Origin of the sequence: Aquabacterium soli (genome assembly GCF_003933735.1) — a bacterium.
Classification (GTDB): Bacteria; Pseudomonadota; Gammaproteobacteria; order Burkholderiales; family Burkholderiaceae_C; genus Aquabacterium; species Aquabacterium soli.
Genome location: NZ_RSED01000004.1, coordinates 22,899 through 41,856, shown reverse-complemented (window position 1 = coordinate 41,856; position 18,958 = coordinate 22,899). Strand labels below are relative to the sequence as shown.

General features: G+C 64.9%; 20 protein-coding genes and 1 tRNA gene. 11 read left to right on the top strand and 10 right to left on the bottom strand.

The annotated features are described in order from the left end of the window. Window positions 1-125: 125 nt before the first annotated feature. The gene (locus EIP75_RS05810) at window positions 126-1,109 is read right to left on the bottom strand and encodes an amino acid ABC transporter substrate-binding protein (RefSeq protein WP_233584699.1); all 984 of its coding nucleotides are present in this window, start codon (window positions 1,107-1,109) and stop codon (window positions 126-128) included. Beyond that, a complete protein-coding gene (locus EIP75_RS05805) occupies window positions 1,087-2,400 on the bottom strand; it encodes a dicarboxylate/amino acid:cation symporter (protein ID WP_125242307.1) in 1,314 nt (437 codons plus the stop codon). Before EIP75_RS05805 ends, EIP75_RS05810 begins: the two co-directional genes overlap by 23 nt. Window positions 2,401-2,569: 169 nt before the next feature. Here EIP75_RS05805 and hisF point away from each other — a divergent pair, with 169 nt between their 5' ends. Together hisF and EIP75_RS05795 are read left to right on the top strand one after the other, a co-directional pair. Then, window positions 2,570-3,349 (top strand): imidazole glycerol phosphate synthase subunit HisF, encoded by a 780-nt coding sequence (hisF, locus tag EIP75_RS05800; protein ID WP_125242306.1) that lies wholly within the window; start codon window positions 2,570-2,572, stop codon window positions 3,347-3,349. 259 nt (window positions 3,350-3,608) lie between these two features. Continuing rightward, a complete protein-coding gene (locus EIP75_RS05795) occupies window positions 3,609-4,202 on the top strand; it encodes a CBS domain-containing protein (protein ID WP_125242305.1) in 594 nt (197 codons plus the stop codon). 30 nt (window positions 4,203-4,232) lie between these two features. Here the strand turns inward: EIP75_RS05795 and EIP75_RS05790 are convergent, their stop codons facing one another. Continuing rightward, window positions 4,233-4,994 (bottom strand): Nif3-like dinuclear metal center hexameric protein, encoded by a 762-nt coding sequence (locus EIP75_RS05790; RefSeq protein ID WP_125242304.1) that lies wholly within the window; start codon window positions 4,992-4,994, stop codon window positions 4,233-4,235. A 15-nt stretch (window positions 4,995-5,009) separates the two neighbouring features. Here EIP75_RS05790 and EIP75_RS05785 point away from each other — a divergent pair, with 15 nt between their 5' ends. Further along, the gene (locus tag EIP75_RS05785; RefSeq protein ID WP_125242303.1) at window positions 5,010-6,230 is read left to right on the top strand and encodes a trypsin-like peptidase domain-containing protein; all 1,221 of its coding nucleotides are present in this window, start codon (window positions 5,010-5,012) and stop codon (window positions 6,228-6,230) included. Between the two features lie 549 nt (window positions 6,231-6,779). Here EIP75_RS05785 and tatC read toward each other — a convergent pair. The 5 genes from tatC to hisI form a co-directional block, all read right to left on the bottom strand. Next, window positions 6,780-7,580: a twin-arginine translocase subunit TatC gene (tatC, locus tag EIP75_RS05780; RefSeq protein ID WP_125242302.1), complete on the bottom strand. Its 801-nt coding sequence runs from the start codon at window positions 7,578-7,580 to the stop codon at window positions 6,780-6,782. A gap of 56 nt (window positions 7,581-7,636) precedes the next feature. Next, window positions 7,637-8,125 carry a Sec-independent protein translocase subunit TatA/TatB gene (locus EIP75_RS05775; RefSeq protein ID WP_125242301.1) on the bottom strand — a complete coding sequence of 163 codons (489 nt, stop codon included), beginning with the start codon at window positions 8,123-8,125 and terminating at the stop codon, window positions 7,637-7,639. A gap of 37 nt (window positions 8,126-8,162) precedes the next feature. Then, window positions 8,163-8,396 carry a Sec-independent protein translocase subunit TatA gene (tatA, locus tag EIP75_RS05770; protein ID WP_125242300.1) on the bottom strand — a complete coding sequence of 78 codons (234 nt, stop codon included), beginning with the start codon at window positions 8,394-8,396 and terminating at the stop codon, window positions 8,163-8,165. An 84-nt stretch (window positions 8,397-8,480) separates the two neighbouring features. Further along, window positions 8,481-8,870 carry a phosphoribosyl-ATP diphosphatase gene (locus EIP75_RS05765; RefSeq protein WP_125242299.1) on the bottom strand — a complete coding sequence of 130 codons (390 nt, stop codon included), beginning with the start codon at window positions 8,868-8,870 and terminating at the stop codon, window positions 8,481-8,483. 2 nt (window positions 8,871-8,872) lie between these two features. Further along, a complete protein-coding gene (gene hisI, locus EIP75_RS05760) occupies window positions 8,873-9,262 on the bottom strand; it encodes a phosphoribosyl-AMP cyclohydrolase (protein ID WP_125242298.1) in 390 nt (129 codons plus the stop codon). A 125-nt stretch (window positions 9,263-9,387) separates the two neighbouring features. Here hisI and pdxA point away from each other — a divergent pair, with 125 nt between their 5' ends. After that, window positions 9,388-10,428: a 4-hydroxythreonine-4-phosphate dehydrogenase PdxA gene (gene pdxA, locus EIP75_RS05755; protein ID WP_338014906.1), complete on the top strand. Its 1,041-nt coding sequence runs from the start codon at window positions 9,388-9,390 to the stop codon at window positions 10,426-10,428. Between the two features lie 10 nt (window positions 10,429-10,438). Here pdxA and EIP75_RS05750 read toward each other — a convergent pair whose 3' ends face one another. Together EIP75_RS05750 and mscL are read right to left on the bottom strand one after the other, a co-directional pair. Further along, window positions 10,439-12,955 (bottom strand): DUF1631 family protein, encoded by a 2,517-nt coding sequence (locus tag EIP75_RS05750; protein ID WP_125242296.1) that lies wholly within the window; start codon window positions 12,953-12,955, stop codon window positions 10,439-10,441. A gap of 84 nt (window positions 12,956-13,039) precedes the next feature. After that, window positions 13,040-13,459, bottom strand: coding sequence for a large conductance mechanosensitive channel protein MscL (gene mscL / locus EIP75_RS05745; protein WP_125242295.1), 420 nt, complete (start codon window positions 13,457-13,459; stop codon window positions 13,040-13,042). Between the two features lie 161 nt (window positions 13,460-13,620). Here mscL and petA point away from each other — a divergent pair, with 161 nt between their 5' ends. The 7 genes from petA to EIP75_RS05710 all read left to right on the top strand — a co-directional run bounded on the left by petA (window position 13,621) and on the right by EIP75_RS05710 (window position 18,640). Next, window positions 13,621-14,220, top strand: a complete 600-nt coding sequence (petA, locus tag EIP75_RS05740; protein WP_125242294.1) for a ubiquinol-cytochrome c reductase iron-sulfur subunit — start codon at window positions 13,621-13,623, stop codon at window positions 14,218-14,220. Between the two features lie 17 nt (window positions 14,221-14,237). Next, on the top strand, window positions 14,238-15,659 hold the full coding sequence (locus EIP75_RS05735; RefSeq protein ID WP_125242293.1) for a cytochrome b: 1,422 nt from the start codon (window positions 14,238-14,240) through the stop codon (window positions 15,657-15,659). A 22-nt stretch (window positions 15,660-15,681) separates the two neighbouring features. After that, complete coding sequence (locus EIP75_RS05730; RefSeq protein ID WP_125242547.1) at window positions 15,682-16,449, top strand: cytochrome c1; 768 nt, start codon at window positions 15,682-15,684, stop codon at window positions 16,447-16,449. Between the two features lie 125 nt (window positions 16,450-16,574). Then, a complete protein-coding gene (locus EIP75_RS05725; protein WP_125242292.1) occupies window positions 16,575-17,189 on the top strand; it encodes a glutathione S-transferase N-terminal domain-containing protein in 615 nt (204 codons plus the stop codon). Window positions 17,190-17,207: 18 nt separating this feature from the next. Then, window positions 17,208-17,756 carry a ClpXP protease specificity-enhancing factor gene (locus EIP75_RS05720; protein ID WP_125242291.1) on the top strand — a complete coding sequence of 183 codons (549 nt, stop codon included), beginning with the start codon at window positions 17,208-17,210 and terminating at the stop codon, window positions 17,754-17,756. A 54-nt stretch (window positions 17,757-17,810) separates the two neighbouring features. Beyond that, window positions 17,811-17,886 (top strand) — tRNA-Thr (locus EIP75_RS05715). A 235-nt stretch (window positions 17,887-18,121) separates the two neighbouring features. Then, window positions 18,122-18,640 carry a hypothetical protein gene (locus tag EIP75_RS05710; RefSeq protein WP_125242290.1) on the top strand — a complete coding sequence of 173 codons (519 nt, stop codon included), beginning with the start codon at window positions 18,122-18,124 and terminating at the stop codon, window positions 18,638-18,640. Window positions 18,641-18,958: the final 318 nt, after the last annotated feature.

Here is an 18,958-nt window from a genome sequence, read left to right as displayed (position 1 = left end):
CCGCAGAGCAGTCACGCCGAAGGCGGGACCGCCGACATTGAAGCCCGGCCGGATGCCGGCTCAGACCCCGCCCCGCGCTGCCCCGACAAAGCGCCAGACCCATCGCATGCAAAGGACAACACCCATCAAGGCGCAGAAGCCAGCGTCTCGATCGACAAGCGCAATTGCGGGCTCATCGGCAACCCCAGTGTGATCCCCGAAGGCAGCTTGCGCAGGAACCATTGCCGGTACTGCCGCTCGATCTCGCCATTGCGCGCCAGCACCGCAAACGCATCGGCCACCAAGGCCGCCATCTGCGGATCATCGCGCCGGAACATGATGGCGTAGGGCTCGTAGGACAGGCGCTCGCCGACCAGCCGGTACAGGCTGCGCTGCGTGCCCTGCTGGGCCGCGCGCACGTACAGCAGCACCTCATCCGTGGCAAAGGCCTGAACCTGGCCCCGCGCCAATTGCGCGAACGAAGCATCGTGGTCGGCCATGGGCACCAGGGTCACCGGCACCCGCTGGCGCAGGATCAGACCTCGCAGGACCTGTTCATTGGTGGTGCCGGTGGTGACCGACACGCGCTGGCCCGCCAGATCCCGCAGCGAGGCCACCTGGGCGTCATGCCTGACCAGCAGGCGCGTGCCCGACACGAAGATCAAAGGCGAGAAGGCCACCCGGCGCTGCCGCTCCAACGTGCTGCTGGTGGTGCCGCACTCCAGGTCCACCCGGCCGCTTTCGACCGCCTCGATGCGCGACGCGGCCGTCACGGGCACCCAGGTGATGCTCAAGGGGCGGTGCACGGTCTCGGCCATGGCGCTCACCAGCGCGCGGCACAGTTCGATCGAATAGCCCCGAGGCTCAGCCCCTGGCGCCGGCACGAAAGAAAACGGCAGCAGGTCAGGGCGGTAGCCGATGGCCACCCGGCCACTGGCCTGCACGGTGCGCAAGGTGCCCTGCAGCACCTCGGGCGTGACCGTCGGGTTCGGGGGCGGCGCGGCTTCTGCCCGCGCAGGGCTCGTGGCGCCCAGCCCGAGGGCCCAGGCCAGCGCGGTGCGGGCCACCACGCGCAGATGCCATGAGCGATGCCGTGGAAGGTGCCGATCAACCATGGCGCGCTCCGCCATGGCCGGTCTCCGGATCCGGCTCGGTGTCCAGCGTGAGCGCGCGCTCCCGGGCTTCTTCTTCGCTCAGCAGGGCGCCCTCCCACTTGGCCACGGCCGCGGCCGCGATGGAGTTGCCCACGGCATTGGTGGCCGAGCGGCCCATGTCCAGGAAGGTGTCGATGCCGAGGATCAGCAGCAGCCCGGCCTCGGGGATGTTGAAGTGGCTGAGCGTGGCGGCGATCACCACCAGCGAGGCGCGCGGCACGCCGGCAATGCCCTTGGAGGTGAGCATCAGCACCAGCAGCATCGTCACCTGGGTGGCCAGGGGCAGTTCGATCCCGTAGGCCTGCGCGATGAACAGCGTCGCGAAGGTGCAGTAGATCATCGAGCCATCGAGGTTGAACGAATAGCCCAGTGGCATCACGAAGCTGGAGATGCGGCGGCGCACCCCGAAGCGGTCCAGCGCATCCAGCAACTTGGGGTAGGCCGCCTCGGAGCTGGCCGTAGCGAAGGACAGCAGGAAGGCCTCGCGGATGCCCCGGATCAGCGTGAAGATGCGGCGCCCCAGCACGGCCCAGCCCGCCAGCACCAGCAGGGTCCACAGCAGCACCAGCGCGATGTAGAACTCGCCCATGAACACCGCGAAGCGCAGCAGGATCTCCAGCCCGTTGATGGCCACGGTGGCGGCCATGGCCGCCAGCACCGCGAAGGGCGCAAAGCCCATGATGTAGCCGGTGATCTTGAGCATCACGTGCGAGAGCTCCTCGATCGAGGTCGTCAGCGTGCGGGCCTTGTCGCCCAGGGCGGCCAGGGCCACGCCGAAGAACATCGAGAACACCACGATCTGCAGGATCTCGTTGTTGGCCATGGCCTCCACGAAGGACTTGGGCACCAGGTGGCCGACGAAGTCCTTCAGCGTGAACTTGGACGTGGCCAGGTTGACCGTGGCATGGGTGTCCGGCAGCGGCAGATTCAGGTTGGCGCCCGGCTGCATCAGGTTGGCCAGCACCATGCCCAGCAGCAGCGACACCAGCGAGGCCGTCATGAACCAGGCCAGCGCCTTGAGGAACACGCGCCCGACGGAGCTGGCATCGCCCATGTGCGCGATGCCCACCACCAGGGTCGAGAACACCAGCGGGGCGATCAGCATCTTGATCAGCCGCAGGAAGATGTCCGACACGATCGAGATGTAGCCGGCGATCTCATTGGCCGTGGCCTTGTCCGGGGCCTGGGAGAACACCGCCCAGCCGATCAGGATCCCCAGGATCATGGCGATGAAGATGCGAGCTGTGGGGGGCAGTTTGCGGATCATGGAAGGCTTCCTGGCGATTGGCGCGCCGTGGGGGCGGGCCGCTTGTTATTGAGACAAAGGGGCGCCATGATGCCCATGACGCGGCACGTGCGCTGCGACTGCCTACAATGCCGGATTACACCACTGGGTGTCATTGACCCCACCTCCTGAACCGTTGCTGCCTTCTCCCATGCTCGCCAAACGAATCATTCCTTGTCTCGATGTCACGGGCGGCCGCGTGGTCAAGGGCGTCAACTTCGTCGAACTGCGCGATGCCGGAGACCCGGTCGAGATCGCCGCACGCTACAACGAGCAGGGCGCCGACGAGCTCACCTTCCTGGACATCACCGCCACCAGCGATGGCCGCGACCTGATCCTGCACATCATCGAGGCCGTGGCCTCGCAGGTGTTCATCCCCCTCACGGTGGGCGGTGGCGTGCGCGTGGTCGAGGATGTGCGCCGCCTGCTCAACGCCGGTGCCGACAAGGTCAGTTTCAATTCGGCGGCGGTGGCCAACCCGCAGGTGATCCGCGATGCTTCCGACAAATACGGCTCGCAGTGCATCGTGGTGGCCATCGACGCCAAGCGCCGCCAGGGCGATGACCTGGCCGCGCGCGGGCCCGGCTGGGATGTCTACACCCATGGCGGCCGCAAGAACGTGGGCCTGGATGTGGTGGCGTGGGCCACGCAGATGGCCGAGCACGGTGCTGGCGAGATCCTGCTGACCAGCATGGACAAGGACGGCACCAAATCAGGCTTCGACCTGGCCCTCACGCGTGCCGTGAGCGATGCGGTGAGCGTGCCCGTGATCGCGTCAGGCGGCGTGGGCAACCTGGACCACCTGGCCGATGGTGTGCAGCAGGGCGGCGCCGATGCGGTGCTGGCCGCCAGCATCTTCCACTACGGCGAATACACGGTAGGGCAGGCCAAGGCGCTGATGGCGCAGCGGGGCATCCCGGTGCGGCTCTGAGCGCCGTTCCCAGCAGACAAGGGCCGCGGATGCGGCCCTTTTGCTTGGCGATGTGTATGCCACAGAACCATTGTCTGAACACGCGTGAATGGCATCACATCAGGCGCGGTGCGGCCATGCAAACCTGTCAACCTGAACGGGCACTTCGGCGTAATGTAGAGGCGAGGCCCTGGACAACATCCGCCGCGCCCAACCCCGTTGTATGGGGATCACATGGGCCACCAGCGGACGCTCCATCGAACCTGAAAGGAGCCCTCTCATGTCTGAAGCACAACAACAAGCGCAACGCTTCCGCCCTGTGCCTTTGTCGTCGCTGAGCCAGGCCCCCAGCCTGCCGCAGCCCAAGCGCACCGCGCGCCTCGACGACCGCGCCCTCCCTCTGCTCACCGACGTGCGTTTCAGCCCCCTGGTGGTCGCCAGCGACCGCGACGGGCTGGACCAGACCCTGCACGTGATGCTGCGGGCCGGGGTGCGCATGGCCTTCGTCTCGGGCACTCACGGGGAACTGGTCGGCATGGTCACGGCCGACACCTTGATGGGCGAGCGCCCCGTGCTGCGGGCACTGGCGCACAACGTGCACCGGCAGGAGCTGTCGCTGGCCGACGTGATGACGCCGCTGACCCACTGGGAAGTGGCGGACATGCAGGCGGTGCGCCATGCGCGCGTGGGCGACATCGTGGCCACGCTGCGTGAGCACGGCCTGCGCTACTTGCTGGTCACCGAGGTGGCCGAGGGGCGCACCTCGCTGCGCGGCGTGTTCTCTGCCAAGCGCCTGGAAGCCGCCCTGGGCGAGCCCATCGGTGCGGACCTGCACGCGCACAGCTTTGCCGAGCTGGAATCGGTGCTGCGCTGACGAAGCACCTTCGTGGGCTGGCAGCCCCGCTCAGGCGGGGTTGTCGATGTCGATGAAGGCGTGGGCCACGCCGAAGTGCTCGTACAAGGCCTGGCCCAGTGCCTGCACGCCATAGCGCTCGCTGGCGTGGTGCCCGCAGGCCATGAAGGCCACGCCGGTTTCGCGCGCGTAGTGCGCCTGGGGCTCGGAGATCTCACCCGTGAGGTACACATCGGCCCCGGCCGCAATGGCCTGCTCGAAGTAGCCCTGGGCGCCGCCGCTGCACCAGGCGATGCGCTTGAGCGTGCGGCCATCGCCACTGACCACGGTCGGTGTGCGGCCCATCACGTCTGACACCCGATCGGCCAGGCCATCCAGGCTCAGCCCGTCCGGCACGGCGCCCAGAAAGCCCAGGTCCTGCTCACCGAAGCGCCCATCGGCCACCAGGCCCAGGTGCTGCCCCCATTGGGCGTTGTTGCCCAGGCTGGCGTGTGCGTCCAGTGGCAGGTGGTAGGCCAGCAGGTTGATGTCGTTGCGCAGCAGCGTGTTCAGGCGCTGGCGCATCCAGCCCGTGACCCGGCCATCCTGCCCGCGCCAGAACAGGCCGTGGTGCACCAGGATGGCATCGGCGCCGGCCGCCACGGCGGCCTCGATCAGGGCCAGGCTGGCCGTCACGCCTGTGACGATCTTGCGAATCTGCGGCTTGCCCTCCACTTGCAGACCGTTCGGCCCATAATCGCGAAAGCGCCCGCTTTCCAGCAATTGGTCGAGGTGGGCCGTCAATACCTCGCGTTCGATCACGTCGGTGGTCATTCCGTATTCCTTGCAATGCGCAAACTCTGGCTCATTTTCTCGCAGGCCGTCACTGTCGGGGTGGCCGTCATTTTCGTGGTGTCCACGCTGCGGCCCCAGTGGATCCAGAGCCTGCCCTGGCAGGATGGCTCGCCCATCGCCTCACTGCCTTCTTTGGGCAGCCCTTCGCCCAGTATCCCGGCATCCGGCGTGCGTGGCGTGCCGGCGGCGGCCGTGGGCTTCTCGGATGCAGCCAAACGGGCCGCGCCCACCGTGGTCAGCGTGATCACCAGCAAAAGCACCTCGCGCAACCCGCGCCACAAGGATCCCTGGTTCCGCTATTTCTTCGGCGAGCAGGAGGGTGGCGGCCAGTCGCAGGCCGGTGTGGGCTCGGGCGTGATCGTCAGCCAGGATGGCTATGTGCTCACCAACAACCACGTGGTCGACCGCATGGACGACATCGAGGTGATGTTGACCGACGGCCGCAAGGCCCGCGCCAAGGTCATCGGCGCCGATCCGGAATCCGACCTGGCCGTGCTCAAGATCGACCTGGACAAGCTGCCCTCCATCGTGTTCGGTGATTCCGACACCCTGCAGGTGGGCGATGCGGTGCTGGCCATCGGCAACCCCTTCGGCGTGGGGCAGACGGTCACCTCGGGCATCGTGAGCGCGCTGGGGCGCAACCAGCTGGGCATCAACACCTTCGAGAACTTCATCCAGACGGACGCGGCCATCAACCCGGGCAACTCGGGTGGTGCGCTGGTGGATGCGCACGGCAACCTGATGGGCATCAACAGCGCCATCTACTCGCGCTCGGGGGGCAACATGGGCATCGGTTTCGCGATCCCGGTGTCCACGGCGCGCCTGGTGATGGAAAGCCTGATCAAGGATGGACAGGTCACCCGGGGCTGGATCGGCGTGGAGCCGCGCGACCTCACCCCCGAGATCGCCGAGACCTTCAACCTGTCGGTGAAGGAGGGTGTGCTGATCACCGGGGTGCTGCACAACGGGCCGGCGGCCAAGGGCGGTGTGCGCCCGGGCGATGTGGTGGTGCAGGTGGCCGAGGCCCGGGTGGGCAACACGACGCAGCTGTTGAATGCGGTGGCGGGCTTGAAGCCTGGGTCTGTGGCCCAGGTGCAGGTGCGGCGCGGGAACCAGACCTTGTCGATGAATGTGGCGGTGGCGCAGCGGCCCAAGGCGATCAACCGGCCTGCGGCGGCCACGGCGCCCGCTGAGCAGGATGACGACGAAGAGTGATTTTGTGCTGATGCTCTGCTGGGCGTTCGGTTGGTTGAGCGCTTTGTCGTGGCAGCGCGGGGCACGGGATGTGGTGGCAGCCGTCCGGGCTTCATTGTTGTCGGTCACGCCTTCGGCGTGACTGCTCTCCGCGTGCTCGGCCGGGAGAGGTGGCTGCGCAACTCGGCCCTTCGGGCCTCAAACATGCTCGCCATCCCCTGGCCTGCGGCCAGGGGCAAACCTGTCCCGGGCGGCATGCGGAGAGCGGGGCAAAAAGGGGCTGAGCGGCCATCCGGCCGGGCGCCTTGAGGGGGCCGAGGAGCAGAGCGGCGAGGTGGGCATGTGCGGAGCACATGCTTCGTTCAACTGACTGGCCGCAGCTGTTTGAGCGAAAGGCCCGAAGGGCCTGTAGCGAGTTCTGCGGCCCCACCTTGCCGTGAGCACCACAGGGAAGTTTCGCCGAAGGCGAAACCAACCGAATGAAGCCCGGCCGGATGTCGGCTCAGCCCCCGCCCCGCGCTGTCACGACAAAGCGCCCAGCCCGCCGCAGGCAAAGGAGAACAACCCCGATCAAGACCCCGAAGCCGAAGAAGCATCCTTTTGCGCTTCTTCATGCTTCTTCTTGGACCGATCCGCCAACTGCGCCGCCCAGATCCCGACCTCATAGAGGATGCACATCGGAATCGCCAGAGCCAGCTGCGACACCACATCCGGCGGCGTCACCACCGCGGCGATCACGAAGGCCAGCACCACGAAATAGCCGCGCCATTCCTTGAGCTTGGCCACCGGCACGATGCCCATGCGTGACAGGATCACCACCACCACAGGCACCTCGAACGCCGCCCCGAACGCCAGGAACATGTTGATCACGAAGCCCAGGTAGGCCTCGATGTCAGGCGCCGCCGTGATGCTCTTGGGCGCGAACTGCTGGATGAAGTGGAAGACCTTGCCGAAGACAAAGAAGTAGCAGAAGGCCACACCCATGAAGAACAGCAAGGTGCTCGACACGATCAGCGGCAGCACCAGCTGCTTCTCGTTGGCGTACAGGCCTGGGGCCACGAAGGCCCAGATCTGGTAGAGCACCACCGGCAAAGCCAGCATGAAGGCGGCCAGCATGGTGATCTTGATCGGCACCATGAAGGGCGAGATCACGCTGGTGGCGATCAGCGTGGCGCCCTTGGGCAGGTTCTGCACCAGGGGCTGGGCCATCAGGTCGTACAGGCCCGAGGGGCCGGGGTACAGCGCCAGTGCGATGAAGCACACGCCGATGGCCAGCACGGCCCGGATCAGCCGGTCGCGCAGCTCGATCAGGTGGGTGACGAAGGGCTGCTCGGTGCCCTCCATCTCTGGGGTATTGGGGTCTTGGCTCACGGGGCCTCAATAGGGCAAAGAGGGGAGGGCATCGATGCCTGGATCAGCAAGCACGCTCACCGGGGACCGGCACCGGGTGGCCGGAAGCGCGCCACGCGCGCCGCGCCCGATTGCACGTGCCGGCGCACCCCGTTGTGCTGCTTGTACCACATGGGTACAGCCGCCTTTTTCAGGCGCCAGTTCTTGCGCGGCGGGGCGTACAGGTGCGAATAGGACGGCGTGTAATGCGACGACGATGCGATCGAGTCATCGCCCGGGCGGTCGCCTTCATGGAAGCCGTCGCCCGCGTGCCGCACCTCGTCGAGGTTCTGGTAGACGGCGGATTCGACGTCCGAGGCGGCCGTCTCCAGCCCCGCCTTCATCTTCTTGAGTTCTTCAAGCTCGATGGAGCGGTTGACCTCGGACTGCACCTGCGAGACGTAGCGCTGGGCCTTGCCCAGCAGAACGCCCACGGTGCGGGCCACCTTGGGCAGCCTTTCGGGGCCGATCACGATCAACGCGACCGCGCCGATCAGGGCGAGTTTGTCTATGCCAAAGTCGATCACGTGGCGGCGGGGCCTTGCTCAGGCCCTGAAAAGGGTGTCAGGACTTGGTCTTGGCTTCGACGTCCACCGTGTTGGCGTCGGTCTTGGCCGTGTTGGTCACCTGTTGCGCAGGTGCATCCGGCGCAGCAGTACCACCATCCTTCACCCCATCCTTGAAGCCCTTCACGGCGGCACCCAGGTCGGTGCCCACGTTCTTCAGCTTCTTGGTGCCGAACACCATCACCACGATCACCAGCACGATCAGCCAGTGCCAAATGCTCAACGATCCCATCGTCTGCTCCTCAACGGTCTTGTGACCTTACCACTACGAAACTGTGTCTTGCGAATTGCGTGCCAACTTGGTGCATGCGGGGCGTCAGCCCGGGCTGCCCGAAGGGGTTGGCGTGCGCCGTGCGAACTCTTCCAGGCCGGACAGACCTTCACGCCGGGCCAGTTCCTGCACCACATCCTGCGGGCTCAAACCCAGGTGAGACATGACCACCATCGAATGAAACCACAGATCGGCCAATTCGCCCACCAGGGCCTTGCGCGTGGCGGCATCCTGGGGCGTGTGGGCCAGATCCTTGGCGGCCAGCACCATTTCGGTGGCCTCTTCGCCCACCTTCTTGAGCATGGTGTCAGTGCCCTTGTGGAAAAGGCGCGCCACATAGCTCTTGTCCGGATCGCCGCCCTTGCGGGATTCGATGACCTGGGCCACGCGGGCCAGCACGTCCAGCGTGTCGGGGGATGGGGCGGAGTTGCTCATGCCTATTTGTAGATGCTGTCCGGGTCTTTCAAGACCGGCTCAACGGTGATCCAGCGGCCATTGTCGTGCCGTTGGAAGAAACAACTGTGACGGCCCGTGTGGCAGGCGATGCCGGGTTCGTGGCCCAGTTGCTCCACTTTCAACAGAATCACATCGTTGTCACAATCCAGGCGGATGTCGTGCACCTTCTGGGTGTGGCCGGATTCTTCGCCCTTGTGCCACAGGCGCTTGCGCGAGCGGCTCCAGTACACGGCTTCGCCCAGCTCGGCCGTGCGGGCCAGGGCATCGCGGTTCATCCAGGCGAACATCAGCACATCGCCCGAGCCCACTTCCTGGGCAATCACGGGCACCAGGCCCTGTTCATCCCAGCGGATGTCGTCTAACCAGTTCATAGACGGTCAGTGTACTGCCCGGGGGCGGACGCCCCGGTCCGCATGCGGTCAAAATCGAGGGCATGCAACATCCTGCCTCTCCTTTGAATGACGTATGGACAAAACCGGCCCCGCTGGTGCTGTCCATGGGTGATCCCTGCGGCATCGGGCCCGAGATCGTGGCGATGCAGTGGCTGGCCGGTGAGGCGCCCGGGGCGGTGGTGATCGGATCGGCCGCGGTGATGCGCCGGGCGGTGGCAGCGCTGGCAGGGCGGCATCCCGCCGCGGCCCGGCTGCAGGTGTGGGCGGTGCGCTCCGATGCTCGGCCGGCACCGCCTGGAGCGGGGGCCGAGGGCGCCGAGTCGCCCGTCGTGCTGCCGGTCTGGGAGCCGGCGGGCCTGCCTTCAGGCCTGGATGCCTTGCCTTGGGGGCAGGTGCAAGCGGATGCCGGTGCCGCTGCGGCCTTGTGCGTGCGCGAAGGCGCAGGCCTGGTGCAGCAAGGCCTGGCCCTGGCCCTGGTGACGGCGCCCTTGCACAAGGAATCCCTGTCGCTGGCGGGCGAGCCTTTTCCGGGCCACACCGAGTTGCTGCAGGCTCTGGCCACGCCAGCGGGCCAGCCGCTGGTGCCTGTGCGCATGATGCTGGCCAATCACGAGTTGCGCACGGTGCTGGTGTCCATCCACGTGTCGCTGCGGCAGGCGCTGGATGCGGTGAATGTCGCCAACGTACTGTCAACTGTGCGCATCACGCATCAAAGCTTCGTTAAAATGGGTTTTGAGTGCCCTCGCATCGCTGTCGCGGGGCTCAATCCGCACGCCGGAGAGGGCGGTTTGTTCGGCGACGAAGAACTGAGCGTGATCATTCCGGCACTGGAGGCCGCCCGAGCTGAAGGCATCGACGTGACCGGCCCGTTGGCCCCCGACACCGTGTTCATGCGGGCGCGGCATGCGCCTCCCGATCACCCGGGTGAGTTCGATGTGGTCGTGGCGATGTACCACGATCAGGGCCTGATCCCGGTGAAGTACCTGGGGGTGGCGCACGGCGTGAACGTGACGTTGGGCCTGCCTTTCGTGCGCACCAGCCCGGACCATGGAACGGCCTTCGATCTGGCGGGTAGCGGCAAGGCCGATCCCTCCAGCCTGACGGAGGCGATGCACTTGGCGCGCCAGCTGGCCGCAGCTGTCTAGGCCTGGCAGCTCATGCCGCCACCTTGTTGTTGCGCGACTGGCTCAGTGCGGCCAGTTGGCGGCGGGCACGGATGGTTGCGCGCTCCAGCAATTGCGCCTGCTCGAATGCCTTGAAGCGGCCGGTCGCGCACATCTGCGTCAGGGTGCGGGCCGTCAGCGAGATGGTCTGCTTGGACGGCGAGTGCCCCTGTGTGAACATGAAGAAGGTGCGGCCATCGGACATCCAGGTCAGGCGCACTTTTTTCCACTGGCCCTTGAGCAGCATGCGGTAGGCCGCGCCAGGCTGGATGTAGTTGACCAGCGAGGGGCCGGCGGCCGGTGGGGCGGGGGTGTCCAGCGGCAGGTCCACGTCCACGCCGGACAGGTCGGGCTCGTCGCCTGCGCTCAGGTCGATGTCCAGGGCGCCCGGGCTGGTGTCTTCGAACAGGCTGGCTTCGCTGACCCAGCCGGCGGCCTGGGCCTCCTGCGGGGTCATGGTGGCGGCCATGGCCAGCGGGCCCGGCTCCGTGGTCGACGAGGGCGCGGGCAGCGGGTCGTTGGCGGCGTCCTCGCGGCTCGGGATGGCGATCTGCTCGACCTTGCGCAGGCGCTGCTCCAGCAGGCGCAGGGTCAGGTCGTGAGGTGGTGGTGCCTTGAGGGCCTCGGCGTGCATGGGCAGCAACTGGGCGAAGAAGCCTTCCTTCGCGCCGGCAGGCCACTGGATCAAATCCAGCCCCTCGTTGAGGTCCTTCATCAGCTGGGGCAACTGGCGCAGAAAGTCCTGCCGCAGCGATGGGTGGCCCTTGGGCTGCACGCTCAGCACCAACTGGTGGGCGGCATTGCGCATGCGCACGGCCTTGTCGCTCTCGGGGCCGTGGCGCGCGCCCACCATCACCTGGACCTGGGTCCAGATCTGCGCCAGGAACTCCTTCAGGAAGCCTGGGGCCTCCAGGTCTGCCAGCTCGCTGCGCACCAACTGCATGTAGCGCTGCTGCACGCGCAGATCGGCTTCCTTGCCGCTGAGCAGGGCGGCCACGGCGGCGTTCTCTTCGACCTCGCGCGCGGTCTGCGAGGCGACGAAGCGCTCCAGGTCACCCAGCTTGGATTCGTACAGGTCCAGCCTGTCGAAATCGCCTTCGACGATCTCTCGCACCAGTTCGGTGACCACCTGGATGCACTCGCGGCCCGGGCCCTCATCCAGCCGGTCGAAGGCGACCGCCAAACTGGCCATTCGGTTGACCAGTCGGCGCACCGGGTGCTTGCGCGAGTGGAAGAAGGTCTGGTCGCGCAGGGCCACGCGCAGCACGGGCAGTTGGAGCCGGCCGATCTGGCGGGCCATCTGCGGCGGCACCTTCGGATCGGACAGCACCTGGTCGAACAACGTGGCCACGATGTCGATGACCATCTGGTCCAGTGCGGCGCCACCGCTGGCCTGCAGCAGTTCTTCGCGGTGCGCGCGGATCAGGTTGGGCGGCGCGGGGATCTCGGTGTGCGACAACTCACCCGGGATGGAGGCTGTCCAGCCCGAGGCCACGGACGACAGGCTCTGCAAGCGGCGCATCAGGCCGAGCATGCTGCTGTCGACGGTATGGCCTTGAGCGCCTGCATTGCCGGCGGGGCGTGCTCCGCCCAAGGGGCCTTGGCCGTGCACTTGTGGGCTGCCTCCGCCACTGAAGCCAGCGCTGCTGCCACCGCCTACGGTGACTGACCGCGCTGCTGCCGCCTGCATTTCCTGCGGAGAGGGCAGGGCCACGCCAAACAGTTGGCCCAAGGCCTTCATCGACGGGGGCGGCGCCCAGTCCTGGGCGCCATCCGGATCATTCAGTTCTCCGTGGCTGGATGACAACGGGGCGCCGCTGGTCGACGAATGGCCTGACTCTCGATCCAGCCCTGGGCTGCCGGTGTGGCCCGTCGGTTTGCGCACCAGCAGCGGGGCCTGTTGAACACCTTGCTGGCGGCAGTCGGCCAGCAGGCCGTCGTAGCAGGCCTTGAGGGCGGCGCTGGCGTGCACGGCCAGCACGCGGGCCAACTGCTGTTGGGCGGCGCTGTCCTCGCTGGCCTGCGTCACAGCCCGCAGCAGGGCCTTGCCGACGATGGCCGGGCGCAGTGGAAACACTTCATCCGCTGTCTCGACACCCTGAAGCGTGACGAAATAGCCACGCAATTCACGCAGGGCCGCGTCGGTGTCGATCTCCAGCAGGCGGGTCAGTCGGGCGGCCGTGACGGTTTCCTCGACCTCGGCGTTCTCCACCAGGCGCAGGGCGGTCCAGTCGGTGTCGGCATAGGCGTTGCTGCCTTCGGGTTGCTGGCGTTGCAGATCCTTGGCGATGCGTTCACCCAGATCCCGTGCAAACGCCTGTCCGACCGCGGTGCAGCGGCGCTGCAGGTCGTACTCGGCGTTCATCAGCGCCTGGCGCTCGGCATTGCTGTTGGCCGCCAGGGCCAACATGCCCAGCTGGGTGGCCGTCTTGTCGATGGCCTGCGTCATGCCCGCCACAAGGCGGGTCACGGCAGGTTCGAGCAGACGGTCCAGTCGGGGATCGGTCACAATGGTTCTACATCCAGATCACTCAAGGGTGAAGACTTCCACCCCTTTCGATCCAGATATCGGCCGTTTCCCCGGCTTCTTGCGTCAGCGTTTCAAACTGTCACGAATTTCCCGCAGCAGCACGATGTCTTCCGGGGTGGGGGCTGGCGCGGCCGGGGCGGCCGGCGGCTCCTGGCGCAGGCGGTTGATCTGCTTGATCATCAGGAAGATGATGAACGCCAGGATCGCGAAATTCAGCGCCACAGTGACAAAATTACCCCAGGCAAACACGGCGCCGAGTTTCTTGGCATCTGCCAGTGGCAGGCCCGAAGGCTGGCCCGCCAGGGCGATGTAATAACTGGAGAAATCCAGCCCGCCCACCACTTTGCCTACCAGCGGCATGATCAGGTCGTTGACCACCGAATCCACGATCTTGCCGAAAGCACCGCCGATGATCACGCCCACGGCGAGATCCACCACATTGCCCTTGACGGCAAACTCCTTGAATTCGGTCACGAAACTCATGCACCACTCCTGCCTAGCACTGGTTGAGGAAAGAAATCGACTTAATTGCACAGGGTTTGATCTGACTGCGCGTGCCCGTGTGACATGGTTATAAACCACAGGGCCCGTGGCTAGAATAACAGCCAACCCCTCTTCCATCGTTCATCGTCCCCGAGGAACCAATGAGCAATCAGCCAGTGGATCAAAGCCGCCGGACGTGGGTGACCATCGCCTGCGTCACCGGTGGTGCAGGTGGCGTTGCCGCCGCCGTGCCTTTCGCCCTGACCTTCCAGCCCTCTGAACGGGCCCGCGCCGCCGGCGCCGCGGTCGAGGCCGACATCAGCACCCTCAAGGAGGGCGAGATGATCACGGTGGAATGGCGCGGCAAGCCTGTGTGGATCGTCAAGCGCACGCCCGCCCAGCTGGCAGAGCTTGAAAAGATCAGCGCCGAGCTCGCCGATCCCGATTCGCAGCGCAAGGCCGATGAGCTCACCCCACAATACGCCCGCAACCACCACCGCTCGATCAAGCCCGAGATCCTGGTGACGGTAGGCATCTGCACCCATCTGGGTTGCTCGCCGACGGCCAAGTTCCAGTCTGGCGCCCAACCCTCGCTGCCCGACAGCTGGCCGGGCGGCTTCCTGTGCCCCTGCCACGGCTCCACCTTCGACATGGCCGGCCGCGTCTACAAGAACAAGCCCGCGCCCGACAACCTCGAAGTGCCGCCGCACATGTACCTCTCGGACACCAAGATCCTCATTGGTGAAGACAAGCAGGCCTGAGGCAGGAGCACATCGACATGGCTGAATTCAAGCAAGCGGCTGCGAATGCCTCTGCCGGTGAGAAGTTGATGACCTGGGTGGACAACCGGTTTCCGGCCACCAAGCTCTGGAACGAACACGCCGCGCAGTACTACGCCCCCAAGAACTTCAACTTCTGGTATTTCTTCGGCTCACTGGCGCTGCTGGTGCTGGTGATCCAGATCGTGACCGGCATTTTCCTGGTCATGAACTACAAGCCCGACGGCACGCTCAACGCCGCCGGCATCCCCGTGGCCTTCGCCAGCGTGGAGTACATCATGCGCGATGTACCCTGGGGCTGGCTGGTGCGCTACATGCACTCCACCGGGGCCTCGGCCTTCTTCGTGGTGGTGTACCTGCACATGTACCGCGGGCTGATCTACGGCTCCTACCGCACCCCGCGCGAGCTGGTCTGGATCTTCGGCTGCCTGATCTTCCTGTGCCTGATGGCAGAGGCCTTCATGGGCTACCTGCTGCCCTGGGGCCAGATGTCGTACTGGGGCGCCCAGGTGATCATCAACCTGTTCTCGGCCATCCCGTTTGTCGGCCCTGACCTGGCCATCCTGATCCGCGGCGACTATGTGGTGGGCGATGCCACCCTGAACCGCTTCTTCGCGCTGCACGTGATCGCCGTGCCGCTGGTGCTGCTGGGCCTGGTGGTGGCGCACCTGATCGCGCTGCACGAAGTGGGCTCGAACAACCCCGACGGTATCGAGATCAAGGCCAAGAAAGATGCCAACGGCATCCCGCTCGACGGCATCCCCTTTCACCCCTACTACACGGTGCACGACATCATGGGGGTGGCCGGCTTCCTGATCGTGTTCACGGCGGTGATCTTCTTCGCGCCCGAGTTCGGCGGCTACTTCCTGGAGTACAACAACTTCATCCCGGCCGACCCACTCAAGACGCCATCGCACATCGCACCGGTCTGGTACTTCACGCCGTTCTACTCGATGCTGCGCGCCACCACCGACTGGATGGTGCACGTGTTCGCCGCGCTCATCGGCCTGTCTGCGCTGTTCAGCCTGGTCAAGGGGCAGGGCGGCAGTGGCCGCAAGATCGGTGGCATCGTGGCTGCGGCCATCGGCATCGCGCTGTTGTACACCTTCGAAGCCAAGTTCTGGGGTGTGGTGATCATGGGCGCTGCGGTGGTGATCCTGGCCTTCCTGCCCTGGCTGGACCACAGCCCGGTCAAGTCGATTCGCTACCGCCCTGACTGGCACAAGATCGTCTATGGCGTGTTCGTGCTGAACTTCGTGATGCTGGGCTGGTTGGGCATCGAGCCGCCGTCGCCCGTGTACGAGAAGATGGCGCAGGTCGGCACGCTGTTCTACCTGGGGTTCTTCCTGCTGATGCCGTGGTGGAGCCAGCTGGGCACTTTCAAGCAAGTGCCTGAGCGCGTGACCTTTCACCCCCACTGAGCGCCCAGGAGCACACAACATGATCAAACGCATCATTGCTTCGCTGCTGACTGCGCTGGCGCTGGCCTCTGGCGCGCACGCGGCCGAAGGCGGCATCCCGCTGGACCGCTTCCCCAAGGAGCGCGTAACCGACCTGGCTGCCCTGCAGCACGGTGCCAAGCTGTTCGTCAACTACTGCCTGAACTGCCACTCGGCCGCCTTCGTGCGCTACAACCGCCTGCAAGACATCGGCCTGAGCGAAGACCAGATCAAGCAGAACCTGCTGTTCACGGCCGACAAGGTCGGCGAGACCATGACCTCGGCGATCAAGCCGCGCGATGCCAAGGAGTGGTTCGGGGCCGTGCCGCCGGACCTGACCCTGGCCGCCCGCGCCCGTGCCAGCCATGCGGGCACCGGGTCGGATTGGCTCTACACCTACCTGCGCACCTTCTACAAGGACGACACGCGTCCCACGGGCTGGAACAACCTGGCCTTCCCCAATGTGGGCATGCCCCACGTGCTGTGGGAGTTGCAAGGCGAGCGCGCCGCGGTGTACAAGGAAGAAGTCGATCCGCATGATGAAAAAAAGAAGGTTCACACCTTCACTGGATTCGAGCAGTTGACCCCGGGTAAAATGTCGCCCCAGGAGTTCGACAATGCGATGGCCGACCTGGTGGCCTACATGACGTGGATGGCCGAGCCAAATGCGCAAGGCCGGGTCCGCATCGGTGTGGGCGTGATGATTTTTCTGCTCGGTTTCTTCTTCATCGCATGGCGACTGAACGCAGCGTTCTGGAAAGACGTGAAGTGAACTGAAATGTGTCGACGACGCCCTTGACAAGAGGGTGTCTGGCGCAGTGAACGCCCTTTCAAGGGGTGCCACTGCGCTTCGTTGTTTTTGGCATTTGCCTGTTTCTGACTGAGGATCCTGCCGCCATGATGGTGCTTTACTCCGGTACGACTTGCCCCTATTCGCACCGCTGCCGCTTTGTGCTCTTCGAGAAGGGCATGGATTTCGAGATCCGCGACGTCGACGTCTTCGCCAAGCCTGAAGACATCGCCCTGATGAACCCGTACAACGAGGTGCCCATCCTCGTCGAGCGCGACCTGATCCTGTACGAGTCGCACATCATCAACGAGTACATCGATGAGCGCTTCCCCCACCCGCAACTGATGCCTGGTGACCCCGTGGCACGCGCCCGCGTGCGCCTGTTCCTGCTGAACTTCGAGAAGGAACTGTTTGCGCACGTGAACCTGCTCGAAGGCCGTGGCGGCCTGAAGGGCAACGACAAGCAGCTGGAAAAGGCACGCTCGCAGATCCGCGATCGCCTGACTCAGCTGGCGCCCATCTTCCTGAAGAACAAGTACATGCTGGGCGATGACTTCTCCATGCTGGACGTCGCCATCGCGCCCCTGCTGTGGCGCCTGGATTACTATGGCATCGAGCTGTCGAAGAATGCGCTGCCGCTGCTGAAGTATGCTGAGCGCATCTTCTCGCGGCCGGCCTACATCGAGGCGCTCACGCCGTCCGAGAAGGTGATGCGCAAGTAACGACGACACCAGGATTTCATGACCACGCCGACCGACGCTGACGCCCAGGGCAATTCAACCCGCCCCTACCTGATCCGGGCCCTGCACGACTGGTGCACCGACAACGGCTTCACCCCCTACCTGGCGGTGTTCGTCGACAAGACGGTGCAGGTGCCGCGCGAGTACGTCAAGAACAACGAGATCGTGTTGAACGTGAGCTTCGACGCCACGAGCCAGCTGCAGCTGGGCAACGAGTACATCGAGTTCAAGGCGCGCTTCGGTGGTGTGGCACGTGACATCGCGGTGCCTGTGGACCACGTGATCGCCATCTACGCCCGTGAGAACGGGCAGGGCATGGCTTTCCCGGTGCCCACGCCGCAAGAGGCGGATGACGGGCAGGATGGTGCCTCGGCGCCGGCGGCTGCCGAGCGCCGGTCGGGCATCCGCCTGGCCAGCGTGCCCGACAGCGAGCCGGTGGAATCCGTGGCGCTGGAGGCAGCGTCCTCGCAAGACGAGCCTGCGCCAGAGCCTGAACCGCCTTCGGCGCCCACGGGCGGTGGGCGTCCGTCGCTTCGGCGCGTCAAGTAAGCGCAATAGAACCCAGGGGCTGCATTACAATGCGGCCCTTGCTTCTTGAAGCATGCCGCTTTAGCTCAGTTGGTAGAGCAACCGCCTTGTAAGCGGTAGGTCGTCAGTTCGAATCCGACAAGCGGCACCAGTATCGAAGAGCCTTCCCTTGATAGTGATTGCTAACTTGGGGAGGCTTTTTCTTTGGCTGGATACCATTTCGGATACCACCGTTGTGGCGTCGCCCCCACGGTACGTGGGATTGTCAGCCGTGCCTCACTGCGCTACCTTTTGCCAAATAGACGAGAGGGAGATGTCATGTGGGCCCGCTGCTTGCTAAGTCTGCAAGGTTGCGTTGCTTCATCCCGATGCTTGGTGGAGTGCCCATGAGGTTGGTGGAGCACATCAAAAAGCGGAAGGAATCCGCCTTCATCGCCTTTTTCTTCCTTTTGTTCTGGATTGTCCTGTTTATCTTGATCCGGATTGGGGCGATACCCGTTGAGACGGCTAGGACTTGGTTTGAGTTGTTCAATGGGGCGACTTGGCCAACAGAGTGGCCGGTCATGCAAGGCACGCAGCCCGGGTGGTTCAGTTTTGCGCTGGCGACCCGAACTGTCTTGAACTTCGCAGGGCCGTTCGCAGTCCTAGCTACGTTCATCTGGTTGTTGTTTGGTGGACTGGAGAGAGTGATGAAGATGTCTAAGATCGAAGTGCTCAAGATGCACAATGCGGAACTCGTCGGGCGTCTGGCGTTTGTACTGAACAAACGTCATCCTCACCTCTTGGACAGGGCTGACTTGATCGCGATGCAAGACGCAGCCGACCAGTTCACTGATGAGTGGGCACATGACGAGCCTGTGGCGCGCGATGTGCTCAAGGAAGAGGCTGCCAGTTCACCAAAATAGCATCCGAGCCTTAGGGGGGCGAAGTGGCTTTCACGGTGCAAGACCAGTTCAACGAAATCATCGATCGCGGGTTGCGCAACCACGCCCCTTGGGAGTATGTCGAACGAGCCATATGGCGATGCTGGAAGACGGCCAAGGATACGTTGCCGTATTGCATGACGAAGAACGATGTGAACACCTTTTTAGCGAAGGCCTCTGGCAACTATTCGAAGCGACTGAACGGCGGCGCCTAGTTCAGTGACGACATAAGCCAACGAACGCCACCGTCTCGGTGGTTTTTTGCTTTCTGGCGTCGGGGCCTCATGTAGCCACCATGTA

Bases quoted from the DNA above. Each gene is read 5' to 3' on its own strand.
- tatA (WP_125242300.1), bottom strand. From the start codon at position 8,396: ATGGGATCGTTGAGCATTTGGCACTGGCTGATCGTGCTGGTGATCGTG.
- EIP75_RS05790 (WP_125242304.1), bottom strand. From the start codon at position 4,994: ATGACCACCGACGTGATCGAACGCGAGGTATTGACGGCCCACCTCGAC.
- pdxA (WP_338014906.1), top strand. From the start codon at position 9,388: ATGGGTGATCCCTGCGGCATCGGGCCCGAGATCGTGGCGATGCAGTGG.
- EIP75_RS05765 (WP_125242299.1), bottom strand. From the start codon at position 8,870: ATGAGCAACTCCGCCCCATCCCCCGACACGCTGGACGTGCTGGCCCGC.
- EIP75_RS05720 (WP_125242291.1), top strand. From the start codon at position 17,208: ATGACCACGCCGACCGACGCTGACGCCCAGGGCAATTCAACCCGCCCC.
- EIP75_RS05810 (WP_233584699.1), bottom strand. From the start codon at position 1,109: ATGGCGGAGCGCGCCATGGTTGATCGGCACCTTCCACGGCATCGCTCA.
- hisI (WP_125242298.1), bottom strand. From the start codon at position 9,262: ATGAACTGGTTAGACGACATCCGCTGGGATGAACAGGGCCTGGTGCCC.
- EIP75_RS05735 (WP_125242293.1), top strand. From the start codon at position 14,238: ATGGCTGAATTCAAGCAAGCGGCTGCGAATGCCTCTGCCGGTGAGAAG.
- EIP75_RS05725 (WP_125242292.1), top strand. From the start codon at position 16,575: ATGATGGTGCTTTACTCCGGTACGACTTGCCCCTATTCGCACCGCTGC.
- hisF (WP_125242306.1), top strand. From the start codon at position 2,570: ATGCTCGCCAAACGAATCATTCCTTGTCTCGATGTCACGGGCGGCCGC.
- EIP75_RS05805 (WP_125242307.1), bottom strand. From the start codon at position 2,400: ATGATCCGCAAACTGCCCCCCACAGCTCGCATCTTCATCGCCATGATC.
- mscL (WP_125242295.1), bottom strand. From the start codon at position 13,459: ATGAGTTTCGTGACCGAATTCAAGGAGTTTGCCGTCAAGGGCAATGTG.
- petA (WP_125242294.1), top strand. From the start codon at position 13,621: ATGAGCAATCAGCCAGTGGATCAAAGCCGCCGGACGTGGGTGACCATC.
- EIP75_RS05795 (WP_125242305.1), top strand. From the start codon at position 3,609: ATGTCTGAAGCACAACAACAAGCGCAACGCTTCCGCCCTGTGCCTTTG.
- EIP75_RS05710 (WP_125242290.1), top strand. From the start codon at position 18,122: ATGAGGTTGGTGGAGCACATCAAAAAGCGGAAGGAATCCGCCTTCATC.
- EIP75_RS05785 (WP_125242303.1), top strand. From the start codon at position 5,010: ATGCGCAAACTCTGGCTCATTTTCTCGCAGGCCGTCACTGTCGGGGTG.